General features: G+C 56.5%; 13 protein-coding genes. 6 read left to right on the top strand and 7 right to left on the bottom strand.

What is annotated here, in order from left to right:
- Positions 1 to 4: 4 nt before the first annotated feature.
- Genes ABJI08_RS07805 through ABJI08_RS07795 form a run of 3 tightly spaced genes read left to right on the top strand, consistent with a single transcriptional unit; the run spans position 5 to position 3003 of the window.
- Positions 5 to 1093, top strand: a complete 1089-nt coding sequence (locus ABJI08_RS07805; RefSeq protein WP_348401251.1) for an ABC transporter ATP-binding protein — start codon at positions 5 to 7, stop codon at positions 1091 to 1093.
- 28 nt (positions 1094 to 1121) lie between these two features.
- On the top strand, positions 1122 to 1865 hold the full coding sequence (locus tag ABJI08_RS07800) for a sugar phosphate isomerase/epimerase (RefSeq protein ID WP_348401250.1): 744 nt from the start codon (positions 1122 to 1124) through the stop codon (positions 1863 to 1865).
- A 7-nt stretch (positions 1866 to 1872) separates the two neighbouring features.
- The gene (locus ABJI08_RS07795; protein ID WP_348401249.1) at positions 1873 to 3003 is read left to right on the top strand and encodes a Gfo/Idh/MocA family oxidoreductase; all 1131 of its coding nucleotides are present in this window, start codon (positions 1873 to 1875) and stop codon (positions 3001 to 3003) included.
- Between the two features lie 107 nt (positions 3004 to 3110).
- On the opposite strand, the gene ABJI08_RS07790 is transcribed toward ABJI08_RS07795, so the two are convergent.
- Genes ABJI08_RS07790 through ABJI08_RS07760 form a run of 7 tightly spaced genes read right to left on the bottom strand, consistent with a single transcriptional unit; the run spans position 3111 to position 10048 of the window.
- The gene (locus tag ABJI08_RS07790; protein ID WP_348401248.1) at positions 3111 to 3983 is read right to left on the bottom strand and encodes a sugar kinase; all 873 of its coding nucleotides are present in this window, start codon (positions 3981 to 3983) and stop codon (positions 3111 to 3113) included.
- Positions 3980 to 5047 (bottom strand): sn-glycerol-3-phosphate ABC transporter ATP-binding protein UgpC, encoded by a 1068-nt coding sequence (ugpC, locus tag ABJI08_RS07785; protein WP_348401247.1) that lies wholly within the window; start codon positions 5045 to 5047, stop codon positions 3980 to 3982. Before ugpC ends, ABJI08_RS07790 begins: the two co-directional genes overlap by 4 nt.
- Positions 5048 to 5051: 4 nt before the next feature.
- The gene (gene argH, locus ABJI08_RS07780) at positions 5052 to 6536 is read right to left on the bottom strand and encodes an argininosuccinate lyase (protein WP_348401246.1); all 1485 of its coding nucleotides are present in this window, start codon (positions 6534 to 6536) and stop codon (positions 5052 to 5054) included.
- The gene (locus ABJI08_RS07775; RefSeq protein ID WP_348401245.1) at positions 6533 to 6967 is read right to left on the bottom strand and encodes a VOC family protein; all 435 of its coding nucleotides are present in this window, start codon (positions 6965 to 6967) and stop codon (positions 6533 to 6535) included. The genes argH and ABJI08_RS07775 overlap by 4 nt, the downstream gene beginning before the upstream one ends.
- The gene (locus ABJI08_RS07770) at positions 6964 to 7842 is read right to left on the bottom strand and encodes a carbohydrate ABC transporter permease (protein ID WP_348401244.1); all 879 of its coding nucleotides are present in this window, start codon (positions 7840 to 7842) and stop codon (positions 6964 to 6966) included. The genes ABJI08_RS07775 and ABJI08_RS07770 overlap by 4 nt, the downstream gene beginning before the upstream one ends.
- On the bottom strand, positions 7842 to 8735 hold the full coding sequence (locus tag ABJI08_RS07765; protein ID WP_348401243.1) for a sugar ABC transporter permease: 894 nt from the start codon (positions 8733 to 8735) through the stop codon (positions 7842 to 7844). Before ABJI08_RS07765 ends, ABJI08_RS07770 begins: the two co-directional genes overlap by 1 nt.
- 50 nt (positions 8736 to 8785) lie before the next feature.
- Positions 8786 to 10048 carry an extracellular solute-binding protein gene (locus ABJI08_RS07760; protein ID WP_348401242.1) on the bottom strand — a complete coding sequence of 421 codons (1263 nt, stop codon included), beginning with the start codon at positions 10046 to 10048 and terminating at the stop codon, positions 8786 to 8788.
- Between the two features lie 123 nt (positions 10049 to 10171).
- Between ABJI08_RS07760 and ABJI08_RS07755 the strand changes: the two genes are divergently transcribed.
- The 3 genes from ABJI08_RS07755 to ABJI08_RS07745 all read left to right on the top strand — a co-directional run bounded on the left by ABJI08_RS07755 (position 10172) and on the right by ABJI08_RS07745 (position 14862).
- The gene (locus ABJI08_RS07755; RefSeq protein ID WP_348401241.1) at positions 10172 to 11356 is read left to right on the top strand and encodes an ROK family transcriptional regulator; all 1185 of its coding nucleotides are present in this window, start codon (positions 10172 to 10174) and stop codon (positions 11354 to 11356) included.
- Entirely contained in the window at positions 11356 to 13716 is a 2361-nt protein-coding gene (locus tag ABJI08_RS07750) for a PIG-L family deacetylase (RefSeq protein ID WP_348401240.1), read from the top strand. Before ABJI08_RS07755 ends, ABJI08_RS07750 begins: the two co-directional genes overlap by 1 nt.
- Before the next feature lie 114 nt (positions 13717 to 13830).
- A complete protein-coding gene (locus tag ABJI08_RS07745; RefSeq protein ID WP_348401239.1) occupies positions 13831 to 14862 on the top strand; it encodes a LacI family DNA-binding transcriptional regulator in 1032 nt (343 codons plus the stop codon).
- Positions 14863 to 14915 lie beyond the last annotated feature (53 nt).

Below are 14915 nucleotides of genomic sequence, written 5' to 3'. Positions count from 1 at the left end.
CCCAATGAGCAACAGCAATTCTTCCGTCGAAATCCGCGATCTCGACCTGCATTTCGGAGAGGTGAAAGTTCTCCAGAAACTGAACCTCGACATCAAGGAGGGCGAATTCCTCGTCCTGCTGGGGTCTTCGGGGTGTGGCAAGTCAACCTTGTTGAACTGTATCGCTGGTCTGTTGGAAATCACCGACGGTCAGATTTTCATAAACAACCAAAACGTAACCTGGAAAGAGCCATCCGAACGCGGCATCGGCATGGTTTTCCAGTCATACGCGCTTTATCCGCAGATGACGGTCGAGGGAAACCTGTCCTTCGGGCTCAAAAATGCGCGCATGCCCAAAGATGAAATTGCCCGGCGGATTTCAAACGCGGCAGATATTCTTCAAATTCAACCTCTTCTGAAACGCAAGCCAGCCGCATTGTCTGGCGGACAGCGTCAGCGTGTTGCCATCGGGCGGGCGCTGGTGCGTGATGTCGATGTTTTCCTGTTCGATGAACCTCTGTCAAATTTGGATGCCAAGCTGCGAACAGATTTGCGGGTAGAGCTGAAACGGCTGCATCAACGGCTGGAAAACACGATGATCTATGTGACGCATGATCAGGTCGAGGCGATGACACTTGCCGACCGGATTGCGATCATGAAAGGCGGAAAGATCATGCAGCTTGGCACGCCGGATGAAATATATAACCGCCCCCAAAACCTCTATGTGGCAGATTTCATCGGCAGCCCTTCAATGAACTTTTTCAAGGGTCACCTGAAAGGCAACACTGTCGAGGCAGCCGGCATTACGATGCCTATGGATGGGTATGAATTTGCCGATAACCAAGACAATGCGGGTGAGGTCACCATCGGCATTCGCCCAGAGCATCTGATCACAGGGGAACTTGCCAGCAAGGCACCAGTCAAATCTTCGGTAACGGTCGAACTGGTCGAACCCATGGGCTCTGACACGCTGGTTTATGCGGCACTAAACGGCAATCAAATGCGGATTCGCATGGAAGGCAACGCCAGGGTTCAGGCCGGTGACAATCTGGCCATTGGTATTGACCCTTCCCGCGCGTCGCTATTTGATTCCGCAACCGAACTGCGGCTGTAAGCCGAACACAATATCAGGATTGTTAATCATGACTTCTATATCTTATCAGCTTTACGGTTCGCGCAATTGGCCTTTGGATGAAACCATGTCGATGGTTTCCAGGGCCGGATATACACAGGTCGAGGGGTATGGCGCTCTTCTGGAAACGCCAGACCCGGTTTTGGCTGCCCTGGACGCATCTGGTTTGCGCATGACAACCGCGCATTTTGGTCTTGAAACACTTGAGAGCGACGCAAGCGGACCAATTGCTTTGGCCAAGCGGTTGGGGCTTGAAGCGATTTTCGCACCCTATATCGCTGCGGAAGATCGCCCTGAAGACCTTGCAGGCTGGCAGGCATTTGCGGCACGGCTTGTCGAGGCCGGTAAGCCGCTTCAGGACGCCGGGTTGACCTTTGGATGGCACAATCATGATTTCGAGCTGGTTGATCTGGGAAATGGTATAACGCCGTTGAATGTTATCGCAGAGGCGTCGCCTGATCTGTGCCTTGAGCTTGATCTGGGCTGGGTCATCCGTGCCGGCGGTGATCCTTTGGATGCAATTGGCAAGTTCGCCGGGCAGATTAACGCCGCGCACATCAAGGACATTGCCCCGCAAGGTGAAAATCTGGACGAAGACGGATGGGCGGATGTCGGACATGGCACGGTTGATTGGGCGCCGATCCATGCTGCTTTGCAGAAGGCAGGTGTCAAACGCTATGTTGTTGAGCATGACAATCCCAATGATCATCAGCGTTTCGCTGAGCGGTCATTGAAAACAGTTTCAGATTTTTGAGGGCGTCATGAGCGAACTTGGTATTGGTATTATTGGCTGCGGCAACATTTCGGCGGCCTATCTGCGGCTTGGCCCGATGTTTCAGGGTCTGAACATGCGTGCGGTGGCGGACATCAACATGGATACGGCACGCGCGCGGGCGGAAGAGTTTAAGGTGCGTGCCGAAACTGTCGACGGTTTGCTGGCGGCCGACGATATTGACGTAATCGTTAACCTCACGATCCCGGAAGTGCACTACGACGTGTCGCGGCGTGTTTTGGAAGCGGGCAAGCATGTCTATTCGGAAAAGCCATTTGTGTTGACTCTGGAAGAAGGAAAGGCGCTGCGCGATCTGGCCACCGCACGCGGCTTGCGTATTGGCTCAGCGCCGGACACGTTTCTGGGCGGAGCGCACCAACTGGCGCGCGCTGCAATTGACGAAGGGCAGATTGGCGAAATTATCGGTGGCACCTGTCATGTGATGTCGCATGGCATGGAACACTGGCACCCGAACCCGGACTTTTTCTTTCGCCCCGGAGCCGGTCCGGTTTTGGACATCGGCCCATATTATATCACCAATCTTATTCAGTTGATTGGACCGGTCCGCGCCGTTAGCGCGATGACCTCAGCCAGCTTTCCTGTGCGCACGATCACCAACGGTCCCCGAAATGGCGAAACCGTGCCGGTTGAGACGCCAACCAATATTCACGCGCTTCTCGAATTTGAAAACGGTGCGATCATTACCTTTGGTGCCAGCTGGGATGTCTGGACAAGCTCTCATCCAAATATGGAGCTTTATGGTTCTGCAGGCAGCATGAATGTGCCGGATCCAAATTTCTTTGGCGGTGACGTGAGCGTGTCGGACAAAGGCGGCGATATGCAAGTTGTCGCAGAGCGCGCCCATCCTTTTGGTATTCCTAATGAAACACATGATAACGGTGAGCAGGCAAACTACCGGTGTGCCGGGCTGGCGGACATGATCCTGGCCATCGGCGAAGGGCGGCCGCATCGATGCAGTCTGGAGCTGGCTCTGCATGCGGTTGATGTCATGACGTCGATCTTGCTTTCTGGGGAAACCCGGTCTTGGGTCGCCATGACCACAACTTGCGAACGGCCTGATGTTTTGGGTCCGGATCAAGCGGCAGCGCTGTTGCGTTGAACGGGTAATAATGAATTTGGAATAGTTGAAAGCTCTCGCCTTTTTTCGGGCGGGGTCTTGTACTTTTGTCGCTAATCAGCGGGGATCATTTGCCAAGCCGAGCGTGGCTATCCCGCACTTTCCAGCGCACATGACGGCATTCCGCCGCGAATTGTGGTTGCTTTTGCTCCCGCCAGATTACCCGCCAGCACACAATCGTTAAGTGCGGCGTTTTCCGTCCATGCCTTTAAAAAACCGGCGTTGAACGCATCTCCGGCACCGGTTGTGTCGACGATTTCGGTTTTGATTGCGGGGCGATAAACTCTGCCCTGCGATCCGAACGCCATTGCGCCCGCGGCCCCTTGTTTCACCACAGTTAATTTGCCGAATGGGTCCTTTAGACCAAGCTTCTTCAGCATCTGGAATTCAGCCTCATTGGGGAGAAAAACGTCTACTTCTCTGAGAAGTGGTGCCAGTTTTGAGGCGTTAAGGTCATCATCCCAGCTGCAGTCAAGGGACAGCGTCGCGCCGATATCCTTTGCAATATCAATGAGGTTCGGGTGATCTGTCAGGGTGGTTGCTTCGCCAATATGTATGTGGCAAATTCCGTTGTCGCGCAGATCGTCAGCACGGATTTCAGGTAGCGCAGGGCCCGCGCGATGGGACACAAAAGCCCGTTCCCCCTGATGGACAAGCGCCATTGTCACCTGGGGTTTGCTATCTTGTTTGGCTGTCTGGCAGAGGTTCAGATCTACGTTTTCTCTTTCCAGCCTTTGGCGCACGATTTCGCCAAAGGGTGGAGCGGGCAAGATCGATGCCAGCGCCGACGGATGGCCAAGGGCCGACAGGTGAGCGGCAGTGATGGGGGCGCCGCCGCCGGGGTGCAGGCCAACGTCGCCTGCAAAAACTTCGGTGCCCAATGTGGGCATGCGCGGCAGGTCTGTGAAGATCAGATCACAATAGAGGCGACCCACGCAGAGTATGGTTGAGGGCGCGGTCATGCAGAGGATTTCACCACGGCGCCAGTGGCCGCATCAAACAGATGAAGGTTTTCCGGCAGCGCGCCAAGTTCAACGGTCTGACCAACAGCAGGCGGTGTGCGCCCGTCGGCCTTAGCCACATATTCTCCGACGTCTGTTTCGACGTAAATCAGCGTCTCGTGGCCCAGGGGTTCGCTGACCGCGACCTTGCCTTTGAGCAACGTCGCCGGTGCGTCGGGCAGGAAATCTTCGGGCCTGACGCCCAGTGTGATTTGTGTACCCTCAGGCAGGGACGTTTTCATATCCACCCGCCCACCGGTGTCGAGCTGAACGACGCCTCCGGCGACAACTGAGCCGGGGATCATGTTCATGGAAGGCGCGCCGATAAATTGCGCGACAAAGGTATTGGCCGGGGAGTGATACACCTCGGATGGGGTGCCAACCTGTTGAATATGCCCATCTTTCATGATCACGATGCGATCGGCCATGGTCATGGCTTCGACCTGATCGTGGGTGACAAAAATGATGGTAGACCCGACGCGCTGATGCAGTTTCTTAATCTCAAGACGCATTTGCGTGCGCAGTTGAGCGTCAAGATTGGACAGAGGTTCGTCAAAGAGAAACACAGCCGGATCGCGCACCATGGCGCGCCCAATCGCCACCCGTTGGCGTTGTCCACCAGACAGCTGGCTGGGCTTGCGATTCAGCAAATCGGTCATGCTCAGAAGCGCGGCGACCTCGTCGATGCGCTGTTCTTTTTCGGCCTTGGTGGCAGATGAACTGCGCAACCCGAACCCGATGTTTTTGCGCACAGTCATATGGGGATAGATGGCGTAGTTCTGAAACACCATCGCGATATCGCGGTGCTTTGGTTCTAGATTATTGACGGTCCGACCTGCAATTTCGACTGTGCCAGAGGAGACCTCTTCCAGCCCTGCAATCAGACGCAGGGTGGTGGATTTTCCGCACCCCGACGGTCCGACGAACACAACAAATTCACCGTCCTGAACGTCTAGGTTGATACCGTGCAGCACTTCGGTTTTATCATATGTTTTTACGAGATCACGGAGGGCTAGATTGGCCAAGGGGTCAGGTCTCCAACAGGGATTTGAAGGCCGCGTCGCGTGCCGTGTCGGCCGCTTGAATGCGCGAAATTCGGGTTCGGTATTGCGTCTGTATTGCGTCGGTATCGCGTCGGTACTGTTTAAGCGCTGCGTCCAGTGCTGTTGGCGCCGGGCCGCCGGGGCGGTCGCGACGGGCGACAAAGGTTTCGGGGGCCGTGGCATCCGAAAATTCCGCCGCGCTCAGATTGGTCTGGCGTCCGGTCTCGGCCTGAAACGCCCCGGCAAAGGCGGCGTAGCCCTGACCAAGCGCCAACCCCGTCTCGATCACCGCGCGGGATGTGCGCGAGGCGACATCATGCGCGGCACGAAAGCTGAGACCTTCCTGACGTACCAGCGTATCGGCCAGTTCGGTGATGGTGATACAGGCCGCGTCAGTTGTTATCTTTACGCGGTCTGGATTGATCGAACAGGCGGGCAACAAGGCGGTCATCAGGCTCAGCACGCGCGCACCGCTATCGAAGGCGGCATATCCGGCCTGCTGGACCTCGCCCTCGCTGTCGTTCATGTCGGTGAACGGGGTGTTGTGCATTGTATTCACCACCATGTCACAACGTCCGACAGTGACCGAGGAAAGGTGGCGCAGGTGTTCGATGGGCACCGGATTACGTTTCTGCGGCATAATCGAAGAGACCTGCACCATGGCGTTGGGCACATAAAGCTGGCCAACCTCAAAGGCGGACCAAAACGCCATGTCCTGAATAACGCGGCCCAGATGCAGGAAGATCAGTTTCATGCCTGAGTAAAGCCCGGTGACATAGTCGACCGATGCGATACAGCCATATGCGTTAAGCTTTGGACCGGCAAATCCCAGCAAGTCAGCCACACGGGTACGGTCGATGGGAAAGCCTGACGTGGTGATCGCAGCCGCGCCCATGGGGCAATGATCCAGCCCATCCATGGCGGCCTCCAGCCTTGTGGCGTCGTTCAGCAGCACTTCGATGGCGGCAGAGAGGTAATGCCCGAATGTCGACGGCTGGGCCGGTTGGCCGTGGGTGTAGGCGACGATCAGCGTGTCACGTTCGGCCTGTGCCTTGTCCGTCAGCGCGCGCGTTAGGTCGAGCACTTGAACCATCAGGTCGGACGCTTTTTGGCGCAGCGTCATTTTAAAAAGCGTGTGGTCCATATCGTTGCGCGACCGGGCCGTGTGCAACGCGCCGCCAAGATCACCAAGGCGGGATTTGAGCTGGGCCTCGACCCAGAAGAAATAGTCTTCGTGTTCGCCTGTATAGGAGAGTGCAGCGAGATTGGTGTTGGTCTGAATGTGGCTGAGCGCCTCGGCGATTTTCTGGCCGTCCTTGTCAGACAGGATGCCGGTTTCGACCAGCATGACCAGATGGGCTTGATTGATCCGGTCCATTCCTGCCGCATAGTGGGCTTTGACGCCCTCAAACAGCGGGGCCAACACAGTGTCCCGGTAGACCGGGTCGGGGAATTTGGACGTGTCGGTCATGGTGTGCCCGGTTTGTTGGAGGTGACCCAATCGCGCACGGGCGTGTGGTCATAGGTGGTGACTTCCAGATGATTGCCATCAGGGTCCTGAAAATAGAATGAAAAGGCCAGCTGATGGTCTTCGGCGTCTTGTACCCGAAGCGGCCTTCCATTTCGGGCAATAACGTCTGGGTGGGGCAGGGTTTGGGCGAACTGAATGAAGGTCTGGCCTGAGACACGGAAAGCTGTGGTGTGATCTCCGTCCGAGGGCGGTTTGCCGACAAAGATCGTGGCGCAATACTGGCCGCCGGGGGTGGCCATGTATTTGCCATCCTTCAGGCGGCGCGACGATGGCAGCACACGCAGACCCAGAACACGTCCGTACCAGTCTGCGGCCGCGTCGGTATCGGCGGCATAAAGGTGTACATGATCCAGAGCTTCGACCTTGATCATCCTTTGAGCCCTGCCATAACCACACCGCGGATAATGAACCGCTGGAAGATCAGAAACACGATCAGCGTGGGGATTGTTGAGATGGCCGCGCCGGTCATGATCAGTTCCCATGCGACGTCAGCCTCGTCACCAAAGGAGGAAAGCCCAACCGGCAACGTGTACATTTCCACCGAGTTCGTAACGATCAGCGGCCAGATAAAGGCAGTCCAGTTGCCCAGGAAGACAAAGATGGCCAGCGCAGCAAGCGCCGGTTTGACCAGCGGCATGGCGACGGTCCACCAAATTTGCAGTTCGTTCAAACCGTCAATGCGGGCGGCCTCGATGAAATCGTCGGGGACGGTTTCAAAGAACTGCTTCATCAGGAAGGTGCCAAAGGCGGTCATTAACCCCGGGAACATGATGCCCCAATAGGTGTCGAGCCAGCCGAACTGTTGGCTCATCAAATACCAAGGGATCACCAGCATTTCGGTCGGGATCATCAGCGTCGACAGGATTGCGATGAACACGATGTAGCGCCCGGGAAAACGGAATTTGCACAAGGTGTAGCCGACAAGGCTGTCAAACAGCACATTCGAGATTGTGGTGACTGTGGCGATCACGATGGAATTTGAGAACCATCCAAAGAACCGGCCATCTTCCAGCACATAAGTATAGTTTTCGATGGTTGGTTCGTCGGGGATCAGTTTCAGATTATAGACCTCGTGCGGCCATTTGAGCGAGGTTGAAAACATATAGGCGATGGGCATGACCATCAGGATGCCGCCCAGAAACAACAGCAGAAAGCGGATGATCTGTCCCATGTTTGCGGGGCGTCGGGGTGGCTTGACGTTCAGCAAGGTGTCAGAGCTGGCGCGGATGTCTTCGGTCACAGCCATCAGCGGTCCCTCATCAGGCGCAGTTGCAGCAGGCTGACGATCAGCAACACAACGAATAGCACCACCGTCTGGGCAGCAGCATAGCCCATGTCAAACGAGCTGAAGGCGGTTTCATAGATCATCAGAACCAACGGTTTGGTAGAATTGAGCGGTCCGCCGGGGTTCAGCGTGGTCATGTTGAAGACGTGGTCAAATATGCGCAGGAAACCAATTGAGGAGAACACAACAATAAACACGATGGTGGATTTCAGCAGCGGAATGGTGATCTCCCAAAGGACGGTCCACGAAGATACACCATCGATATGGGCGGCCTCGTAGTAGCTTTTGGGGATCGCACGCAGACCGGCCATGAAGATGATGATCTGAAAGCCGAGGCCCGCCCAGATGGCAGGGGCAAGGATCGCCGGGAGCGCATTGGTGGTGGAGTTGAGGAAATTGATCTGCGGTATGCCGAATGTGGCCAGGAAATTGTTAAAAAGGCCGATGGGGACGGGTTGATAGAACCAGCGCCACACCCAGGCCATCGCCACCGCACTGGTCATGAATGGCAGGAAATAGAGCAGGCGCAAAAAGCCGTGCATGAAACGAAGCTTGTCCAGATGGTAGGCTATGACAAAGGACACAACGAGGCTGATCGGAGTGCCGAGCAGGAGATAGACAAAGGTGTTCTTGAAGACCTTCCAGAAGACGGGGTCAGAGAACAGCTTGACATAATTGTCCAGACCCGTCCAAGTGCGCGCGCCCAGCAGGTTCCAGTCCTGAAAGCTGATCAGGATGGCGTTACCGGTTGGGTAGAACCGGATCACGGAATAAAACAGGACCGGCAGAGCGAGGAAGGACCAGGCCCAGACAATCTGTTTTTGTTTTATTGTAAGGTTGCGGTAGAATTTCATGCCGCGCTCCGAAGGGAAGGGTCCCGGCGACAGTGCCGGGACCAATCGGGTTAGTCGGCGTAGTATTCGTCGAGGATCTTCTGCTCAGCTTCGGCGGCAATGGCGAGGCTGTCTGCGGCTGACATGCCCTGAAGCGTGATCCGTTCGACCATTTCCACCATCAGCTGACGCTGCGCGCTTTCATTGGCGAACTTGGTGGTGTTGGCATAGGCCAGACCGCGAATGAAGGGGCCGTAAACTTCGTTGTTGGCGTTCTCATCCGTCAGACCAACAGAAGGTTTTGCGGGCAGTTCACCAACCACATCAAGCCAGACCTGCATCGCCTCATCCGAGGTGACATATTGCATGAACTTCACCGCAGCGTCGTATTTTTCGTCAGTCGCTTTGGTGGTGATGGCGTTAACCCAATAAGAGGAATAATTGGACCGGGTGCCGTCTGCTGTGGCGGGGAGTTCGGTTACGCCCCATTTCAGCCCACGTGTTTTGTTGAGCGAACCAATCCGGAACGAGCCGTCGATATGCATGCCTGCGCGGCCCGCTTTGAAAGCGGCCTGAGGTTCATCCATAAAGCCAAAGGCCGTAATCGCGTCGTCGCCGTCAGCCATGCCAACATACATTTCCAATGCTTTTAGGCCTGCTTCTGAATTGTAGGCTACGGTATGGTAATCATCCGTATAAGGCTCGCCGCCCATCTGGCGGATCAGACCTTCGCGCCACCAGTGGTGATCTTGCGCGGTCATACCGGCCGTCATGCCAACCTGAGTGATGTTGCCAGCGCCATCGCGCTTGGTCATTTTGGCGGCAGCTTCCTGCAGTTCTGCAAAATTGGTCGGGGGCGCTGTGACACCGGCCTCTTCCATCAGGCGGGTGTTATAGAACAACGCAAGGGACCGAACGGCGGTCGGCAAAGCCCAATACTGATCGCCATCTTTCATGGCCTGAACCATTGGGAAGAATTCTTTGTCCACCATGCTGGCCGGGAACGTATCTGCGGGCAGGGGCTGGATCAGGTCAGCCGCCACATAGTCGTTCAGCCATCCGTAAAACAGCTGTACCACGTCGGGCCCTTCGCCTGCTGGAATCGCAGCGGCGACCTTGGTGCGGTAGTCCGCATAAGGAAAGTGGGTCATTTTGACGGTGATGTCGGGATTGGCCGCTTCGAAGTTTTCGATGAGCTGATCCATCGCCGCAACGCGGGCATCGAAGAAATATTGCCAATACTCAATTTCCACAGCGTTGGCGACCGAGCCAACCAGTGCCATCGTGCTTGTGACTGCGCCCAGCGCAATCGCCTTGAACGTACCGAATTTCATAGATTGTCTCCCTGCTGTTCTCGCCAGCCCAAGCTGAAATCCAGCTTTGGGCGGGGCCGCATGTACCCGAAGGATTAGCTCAACTGTATTGAATTATCAAGTAAGTTGAGTTAATCGAATAACATGATCACCCAATCTGACAGTATAGTCGGCGCGAATGCCGGACGGTCCCGCGGCCACAACCGGCAGGTCGTGCTGGGTCGCATTCAGAATGCCGTGAAAATTGGCCGTGCCGAGATCGCGCGCGCATCCGGGCTGTCTACGCAAGCGGTGTCAAACATTATTGCAGACCTTCTGGCCGACGGGTTGATCGTGGAAAAAGGCTATCGTGCGGCCTCTCGCGGGTTGCCGGTGGCGCAATATGCGCTGAACCCCGATGGCGGATTTGCGGTTGGTATTGAGATCAGGCCGGATGCCATCTCTGCCGCGTTGCTTAATCTGTGTGGCGAGCCGGTTGCGCTGAAGCGCAAGAAGATGGCGATCCGAAATCGTGCTGATGTGGCGCGGGCTGTCGGGGACATGAAAACGGCTGTGGTGGAAAGCGCAGGTGTGTCTGAAAGCGCGTTGTTGGGTGTGGGTGTCGTGATGCCCGGACCCTTTGGAAAAACCGGGTTGCGCGGCGGTGCCACTGAGCTGGCGATCTGGGACGACACGTCGCCGCAATCCTGGTTGTCAGATGTGCTGGAGCTGCCGGTGGTTGTCGAAAATGATGCCAATGCGGCGGCCATATCGGAAAAAGTTTCCGGGGTCGCGCAAGGTCTGGAAAGCTATGCCTATATCTATTTCGGAGCCGGGCTTGGGCTGGGTGTTGTTCACAAGGGGCGGCTGATGGCCGGTGCCTTTGGCAACGCGGGTGAGATTGGACATCTTAGGGTGCCGTCGGACAATGGGCTGGTTGCGTTGCAGGATGCGGTCAGTCGGTTGTCGCTGACCCGGGCGCTTAGGGCGGATGGGTTTGAGGCCACAAGTGTCGAAGATTTGTCGCAGCTGTTCCGGCGCGAAAACCCGTCTTTGGTTTCATGGCTTGAACGTGCGGTTGAACCTTTGTCGGCGGCGGTGTCCACGGTGGAATGCCTTTTCGATCCGCAGACAATTATTCTGGGCGGCGCGATGCCGGATAATATTCTGGACCATCTGGTGTGCACCACGCCGTTGTTGGACAGTTCTGTTTCGAACCGACCCGACCGCAGCTTTCCGCGCCTGAGTCGGGGCACATCGGGGCGCATGACTGCGACCCTTGGGGCTGCGGCACTTGTGGTTAATCAGGCGTTCACTCCCAAAATTGTGCAACAGCCGCAGGAGGTTTGATGCCGACGCCCGATCAGATGAGACTTGAGCAATTGCGTGCGCGTCCCCGCATTATGGAGTTGTGGTGGGCCTTGCGACCGCTGACATCGGTGGTGCGCTTTATGCAAACCGGCGCACATCCGGATGATGAGATTACCGGCATGTTGGCGGCGCTGGCGTTTCGTGATGGGGTCAACCTGTCTTATGCCTGTTCGACCCGGGGCGAGGGCGGGCAGAATGACATCGGAACCGAGTCTGGTGCGGCGCTGGGGGCGTTGCGCACGCGCGAGATGGAGCGAGCCTGCGATGTGTTGGGCATGCGGATGTACTGGCATTCCGAGACTGCGCGGGACACGATCACGGATTTCGGGTTCTCCAAGAGCGGTACCGAGACTTTGGGGCGATGGGGGCATGAACGCACCTTGGCGCGGTTTGTCGACATTGTCCGTGTTGAACGGCCAGACATTATCTGCCCGACCTTTCTGGACGTGCCGGGGCAGCATGGGCACCACCGTGCCATGACCGAGGTCGCACATGAGGTGATGGCAGCTGCGGCTGATCCTGAGTTTCCGTCCAACCGCCCGCTCTGGCAGGTGAAAAAAATGTATCTGCCCGCGTGGTCCGGGGCGGGGCAATCTTATGATGATGACTTGCCCCCGCCGCCTGCGACCCTCACGATTGACGGTTCGGGGTGCGATGAGGTCAGCGGATGGAGCTGGGAGCGTATCGGGCAACAGTCGCGCGGCTTTCATCGCACGCAAGGCATGGGGCGCTGGCAAAGCGCCACGCATTCGCGGGATTGGCCGCTGCATCTGGCGCAAAGCCATGTTGATGGACCGGATCACGATCTGTCTTCTGGGCTTTGTGTGACGGTCGGAGATTTGGCAGCGCTGCCCGGGGCCGAGGTCGTGGCGAATGATTTGCGCGCTGCGCAGGGCCAGATCGATATCGCCGTGGCAGCCTATCCGAACTTTGAAGCGGTGGCCGAGGCGGCGATTGCCGCACTTTCGCTGATCGGCAGGGTTCGGTTGGCGTGCCCTGCAGCGGTTAGGGACGAGGTCGATCACAGACTGGATGCCAAAGAGGTGCAGCTTGCTCGCGTTGTGCAACTGGCGCTGGGCGTGGATGTGACGTGTTTTGCCGAGGATGCATTTGTCTCACCGGGATCAGAAACCGCGATCACATTGGACGTGGGCAAAGGGTTGGCCGAGGATGTGCGCGCCTCGCTTGAGTTGCCGGATGGCTGGTCAGAAGCCAGTGGCGTGCTGCGCATCTCTGAAAATGCGTTTGAAAGCGACGGGTGTCGCGCAATTTATGATCCGATGGTTCCGGATGCGCCGGCGTGTCGGGTCTGGATTACGTGGCGTGGCGCGAACGTGTCTTTGCGCATGCCAATGGACAATCCGCCCGTTGTGCTGCCTGCGTGCCGTGCGCATGTCAGCCCCGCAGCGCGGTTGGTCAATTTAAGCCAGCCCGGCCAGACGCTCACCACTCGGGTTGATGGCGTCTATCCCAAACCGGCCGATGCCACAATTTTGACGCCGGAGGGCTGGCGTGTCGCTGGAGCGGACGGGGATTTCTCGATCGACTTCCCAAAGCAATTATCAGCCGGGCTTTATGAATTGCCGGTGCTGTCAGGGGGAGTCCCTGCGCAAACTGTCGATACGGTTGCGTATGCGCATGTTGCGCCGACGGCGGTGTCATCGGCAGCTCAATTGAGGGTTCTGGCGCTTGAGGCGCAATTGCCGGATGTGCGGGTTGGGTATGTCGGGGCGGGAAATGACCGCGTCGATTATTGGCTGAGCGCGCTGGGCATGGATGTGACAGGCGTGACTGATGAGATGTTGACAAGTGACGCCGCACTGAGCGCGTTTGACACCATTGTCATTGGGATTTTTGCCCTGCGGTTCCGGCCCGGCCTGTCCGAAGCGATGCCCGCACTACATCGCTGGGTCGAGACGGGAGGTACGCTTGTGACTTTGTATCACCGCCCGTGGGACAACTGGGATCCCGTCACGACCCCACCACGACATATCGAGATCGGACAGCCGTCTTTGCGCTGGCGGGTCACGGACGAGACGGCAGAGGTGCGCCATCTTGCCGAACATTCGATTTTTCAGACGCCCAATCAGATCGGACCTCAGGACTGGGCCGGGTGGGTTAAGGAGAGAGGTTTGTATTTTGCTAAGAGCTGGGACGCGGCATACATACCGTTGATTGAAATGGCCGACCCTGAGGAGGCATCGCAGCGCGGCGCGTTGTTGGTGGGAGACGTCGGGCGGGGACGTCATGTGCACACTTCGCTTATCCTGCATCACCAGATGGAAAATCTGGTACCAGGCGCTTTTCGATTGATGGCCAACTTGTTAAGTAAACGGTAACTTGTTCCGCAGCGTCTGCATTTGAAATTACACTGGAAAAGTTTGCGCGCGTAAACTATTGATAGATGAGACGACTGCATTTTCGGCTCACCAATCCTGAAAGACCCCCAGTTTATGGACGATCAGAAGATTAAGAATATGGAAGAGTTCGCAGCCGTCAGCGGACTGTCCCGTCCGACGATATCAAAATTTTTCAACGATCCGAGCAGCGTGCGCAAAACCACACGCAGGCGTATAGAAGAGGCGCTGGAGCGGTTTGATTATCGCCCGAACATGTATGCGATTAACCAGAACCGCAGGCTGACCAAGAATATTGGTATTGTCGTGCCTTATCTGGCTGACCCTTTCTTTGCCGAAATCGCCCGTGTTATCGAGACGTTGGTTTTAGAGGCTGGGTTTCGCCCGGTGTTGCTGGGTTCGCATGGTGACCCTGAGCAGGAAATCGACAATCTTGAAAACTTGCGGTTGATCAAACCAGCGGGTGTGTTGCTGGCGCCACTGGGGCGTTTGTCAGACGCGGACAGGATCGCAGCGTTTTGCGAAGAGGTGCCGACAGTTCTGTTTGACTCCAGCATTGATGGCGTGGGCGAAGCGTTTGTCGGATTGGATAGCTTTCAGGGCATTGGACTGATCGTTGATTATCTGTGCCGCACGGGCGAGCCGCCTGCATTTTTTGAAATGGAGAAACCGACCAACCCAAACGCATATAAACGCCGGTCGGCCTATTTGGCGGCGATGGATGAACTGGGACATACACCGCAATTGATTCAGGCGCCTGGCGAAGGGTGGGAGTTCGAGGAAATCGGCTTTCGCGAAGGGTCGCGGATCATTCGGGACGGCAACCTGACAACCGATACCATCCTTTGCAGTAATGACCGGCTTGCAATCGGGTTTTTATCGGCTGCGTATCAGGCGGGCAAAAAAGTTGGCATCGGGGCAGGGTGCGCATTGCGGGTTGCCGGACATGATGACCACCCGTTTTCGCGATATACCTGCCCGACTTTGACCACGGTGGCACAGGATTATTCCGCCATCGCCACAAAAAGCGCAGAGACGCTTTTTGGTGTGATTGAGGCCGGAACAAGGCTTGATTCGCGTGAGGTTACGTTCTTTGACGGCAAGTTGATCATGAGAGGGTCAGCTTAATAGTTTGTTTTTGAACGATTAAAAAACAAAACTTTACACGCGTAAAAGAAATT

Origin of the sequence: Shimia sp. (genome assembly GCF_039969785.1) — a bacterium.
In the GTDB taxonomy this organism is placed as follows: Bacteria; Pseudomonadota; Alphaproteobacteria; order Rhodobacterales; family Rhodobacteraceae; genus Shimia.
Note: the sequence above shows the minus strand (reverse complement) of the source record. Positions and strands in the feature narration are given on the sequence as shown.

Excerpts from the sequence above, each read along its gene's own strand:
- ABJI08_RS07805 (WP_348401251.1), top strand. The coding sequence starts at position 5 with ATGAGCAACAGCAATTCTTCCGTCGAAATCCGCGATCTCGACCTGCAT.
- ABJI08_RS07800 (WP_348401250.1), top strand. The coding sequence starts at position 1,122 with ATGACTTCTATATCTTATCAGCTTTACGGTTCGCGCAATTGGCCTTTG.
- ABJI08_RS07795 (WP_348401249.1), top strand. The coding sequence starts at position 1,873 with ATGAGCGAACTTGGTATTGGTATTATTGGCTGCGGCAACATTTCGGCG.
- ABJI08_RS07790 (WP_348401248.1), bottom strand. The coding sequence starts at position 3,983 with ATGACCGCGCCCTCAACCATACTCTGCGTGGGTCGCCTCTATTGTGAT.
- argH (WP_348401246.1), bottom strand. The coding sequence starts at position 6,536 with ATGACCGACACGTCCAAATTCCCCGACCCGGTCTACCGGGACACTGTG.
- ABJI08_RS07775 (WP_348401245.1), bottom strand. The coding sequence starts at position 6,967 with ATGATCAAGGTCGAAGCTCTGGATCATGTACACCTTTATGCCGCCGAT.
- ABJI08_RS07770 (WP_348401244.1), bottom strand. The coding sequence starts at position 7,842 with ATGGCTGTGACCGAAGACATCCGCGCCAGCTCTGACACCTTGCTGAAC.
- ABJI08_RS07765 (WP_348401243.1), bottom strand. The coding sequence starts at position 8,735 with ATGAAATTCTACCGCAACCTTACAATAAAACAAAAACAGATTGTCTGG.
- ABJI08_RS07760 (WP_348401242.1), bottom strand. The coding sequence starts at position 10,048 with ATGAAATTCGGTACGTTCAAGGCGATTGCGCTGGGCGCAGTCACAAGC.
- ABJI08_RS07755 (WP_348401241.1), top strand. The coding sequence starts at position 10,172 with ATGATCACCCAATCTGACAGTATAGTCGGCGCGAATGCCGGACGGTCC.
- ABJI08_RS07750 (WP_348401240.1), top strand. The coding sequence starts at position 11,356 with ATGCCGACGCCCGATCAGATGAGACTTGAGCAATTGCGTGCGCGTCCC.
- ABJI08_RS07745 (WP_348401239.1), top strand. The coding sequence starts at position 13,831 with ATGGACGATCAGAAGATTAAGAATATGGAAGAGTTCGCAGCCGTCAGC.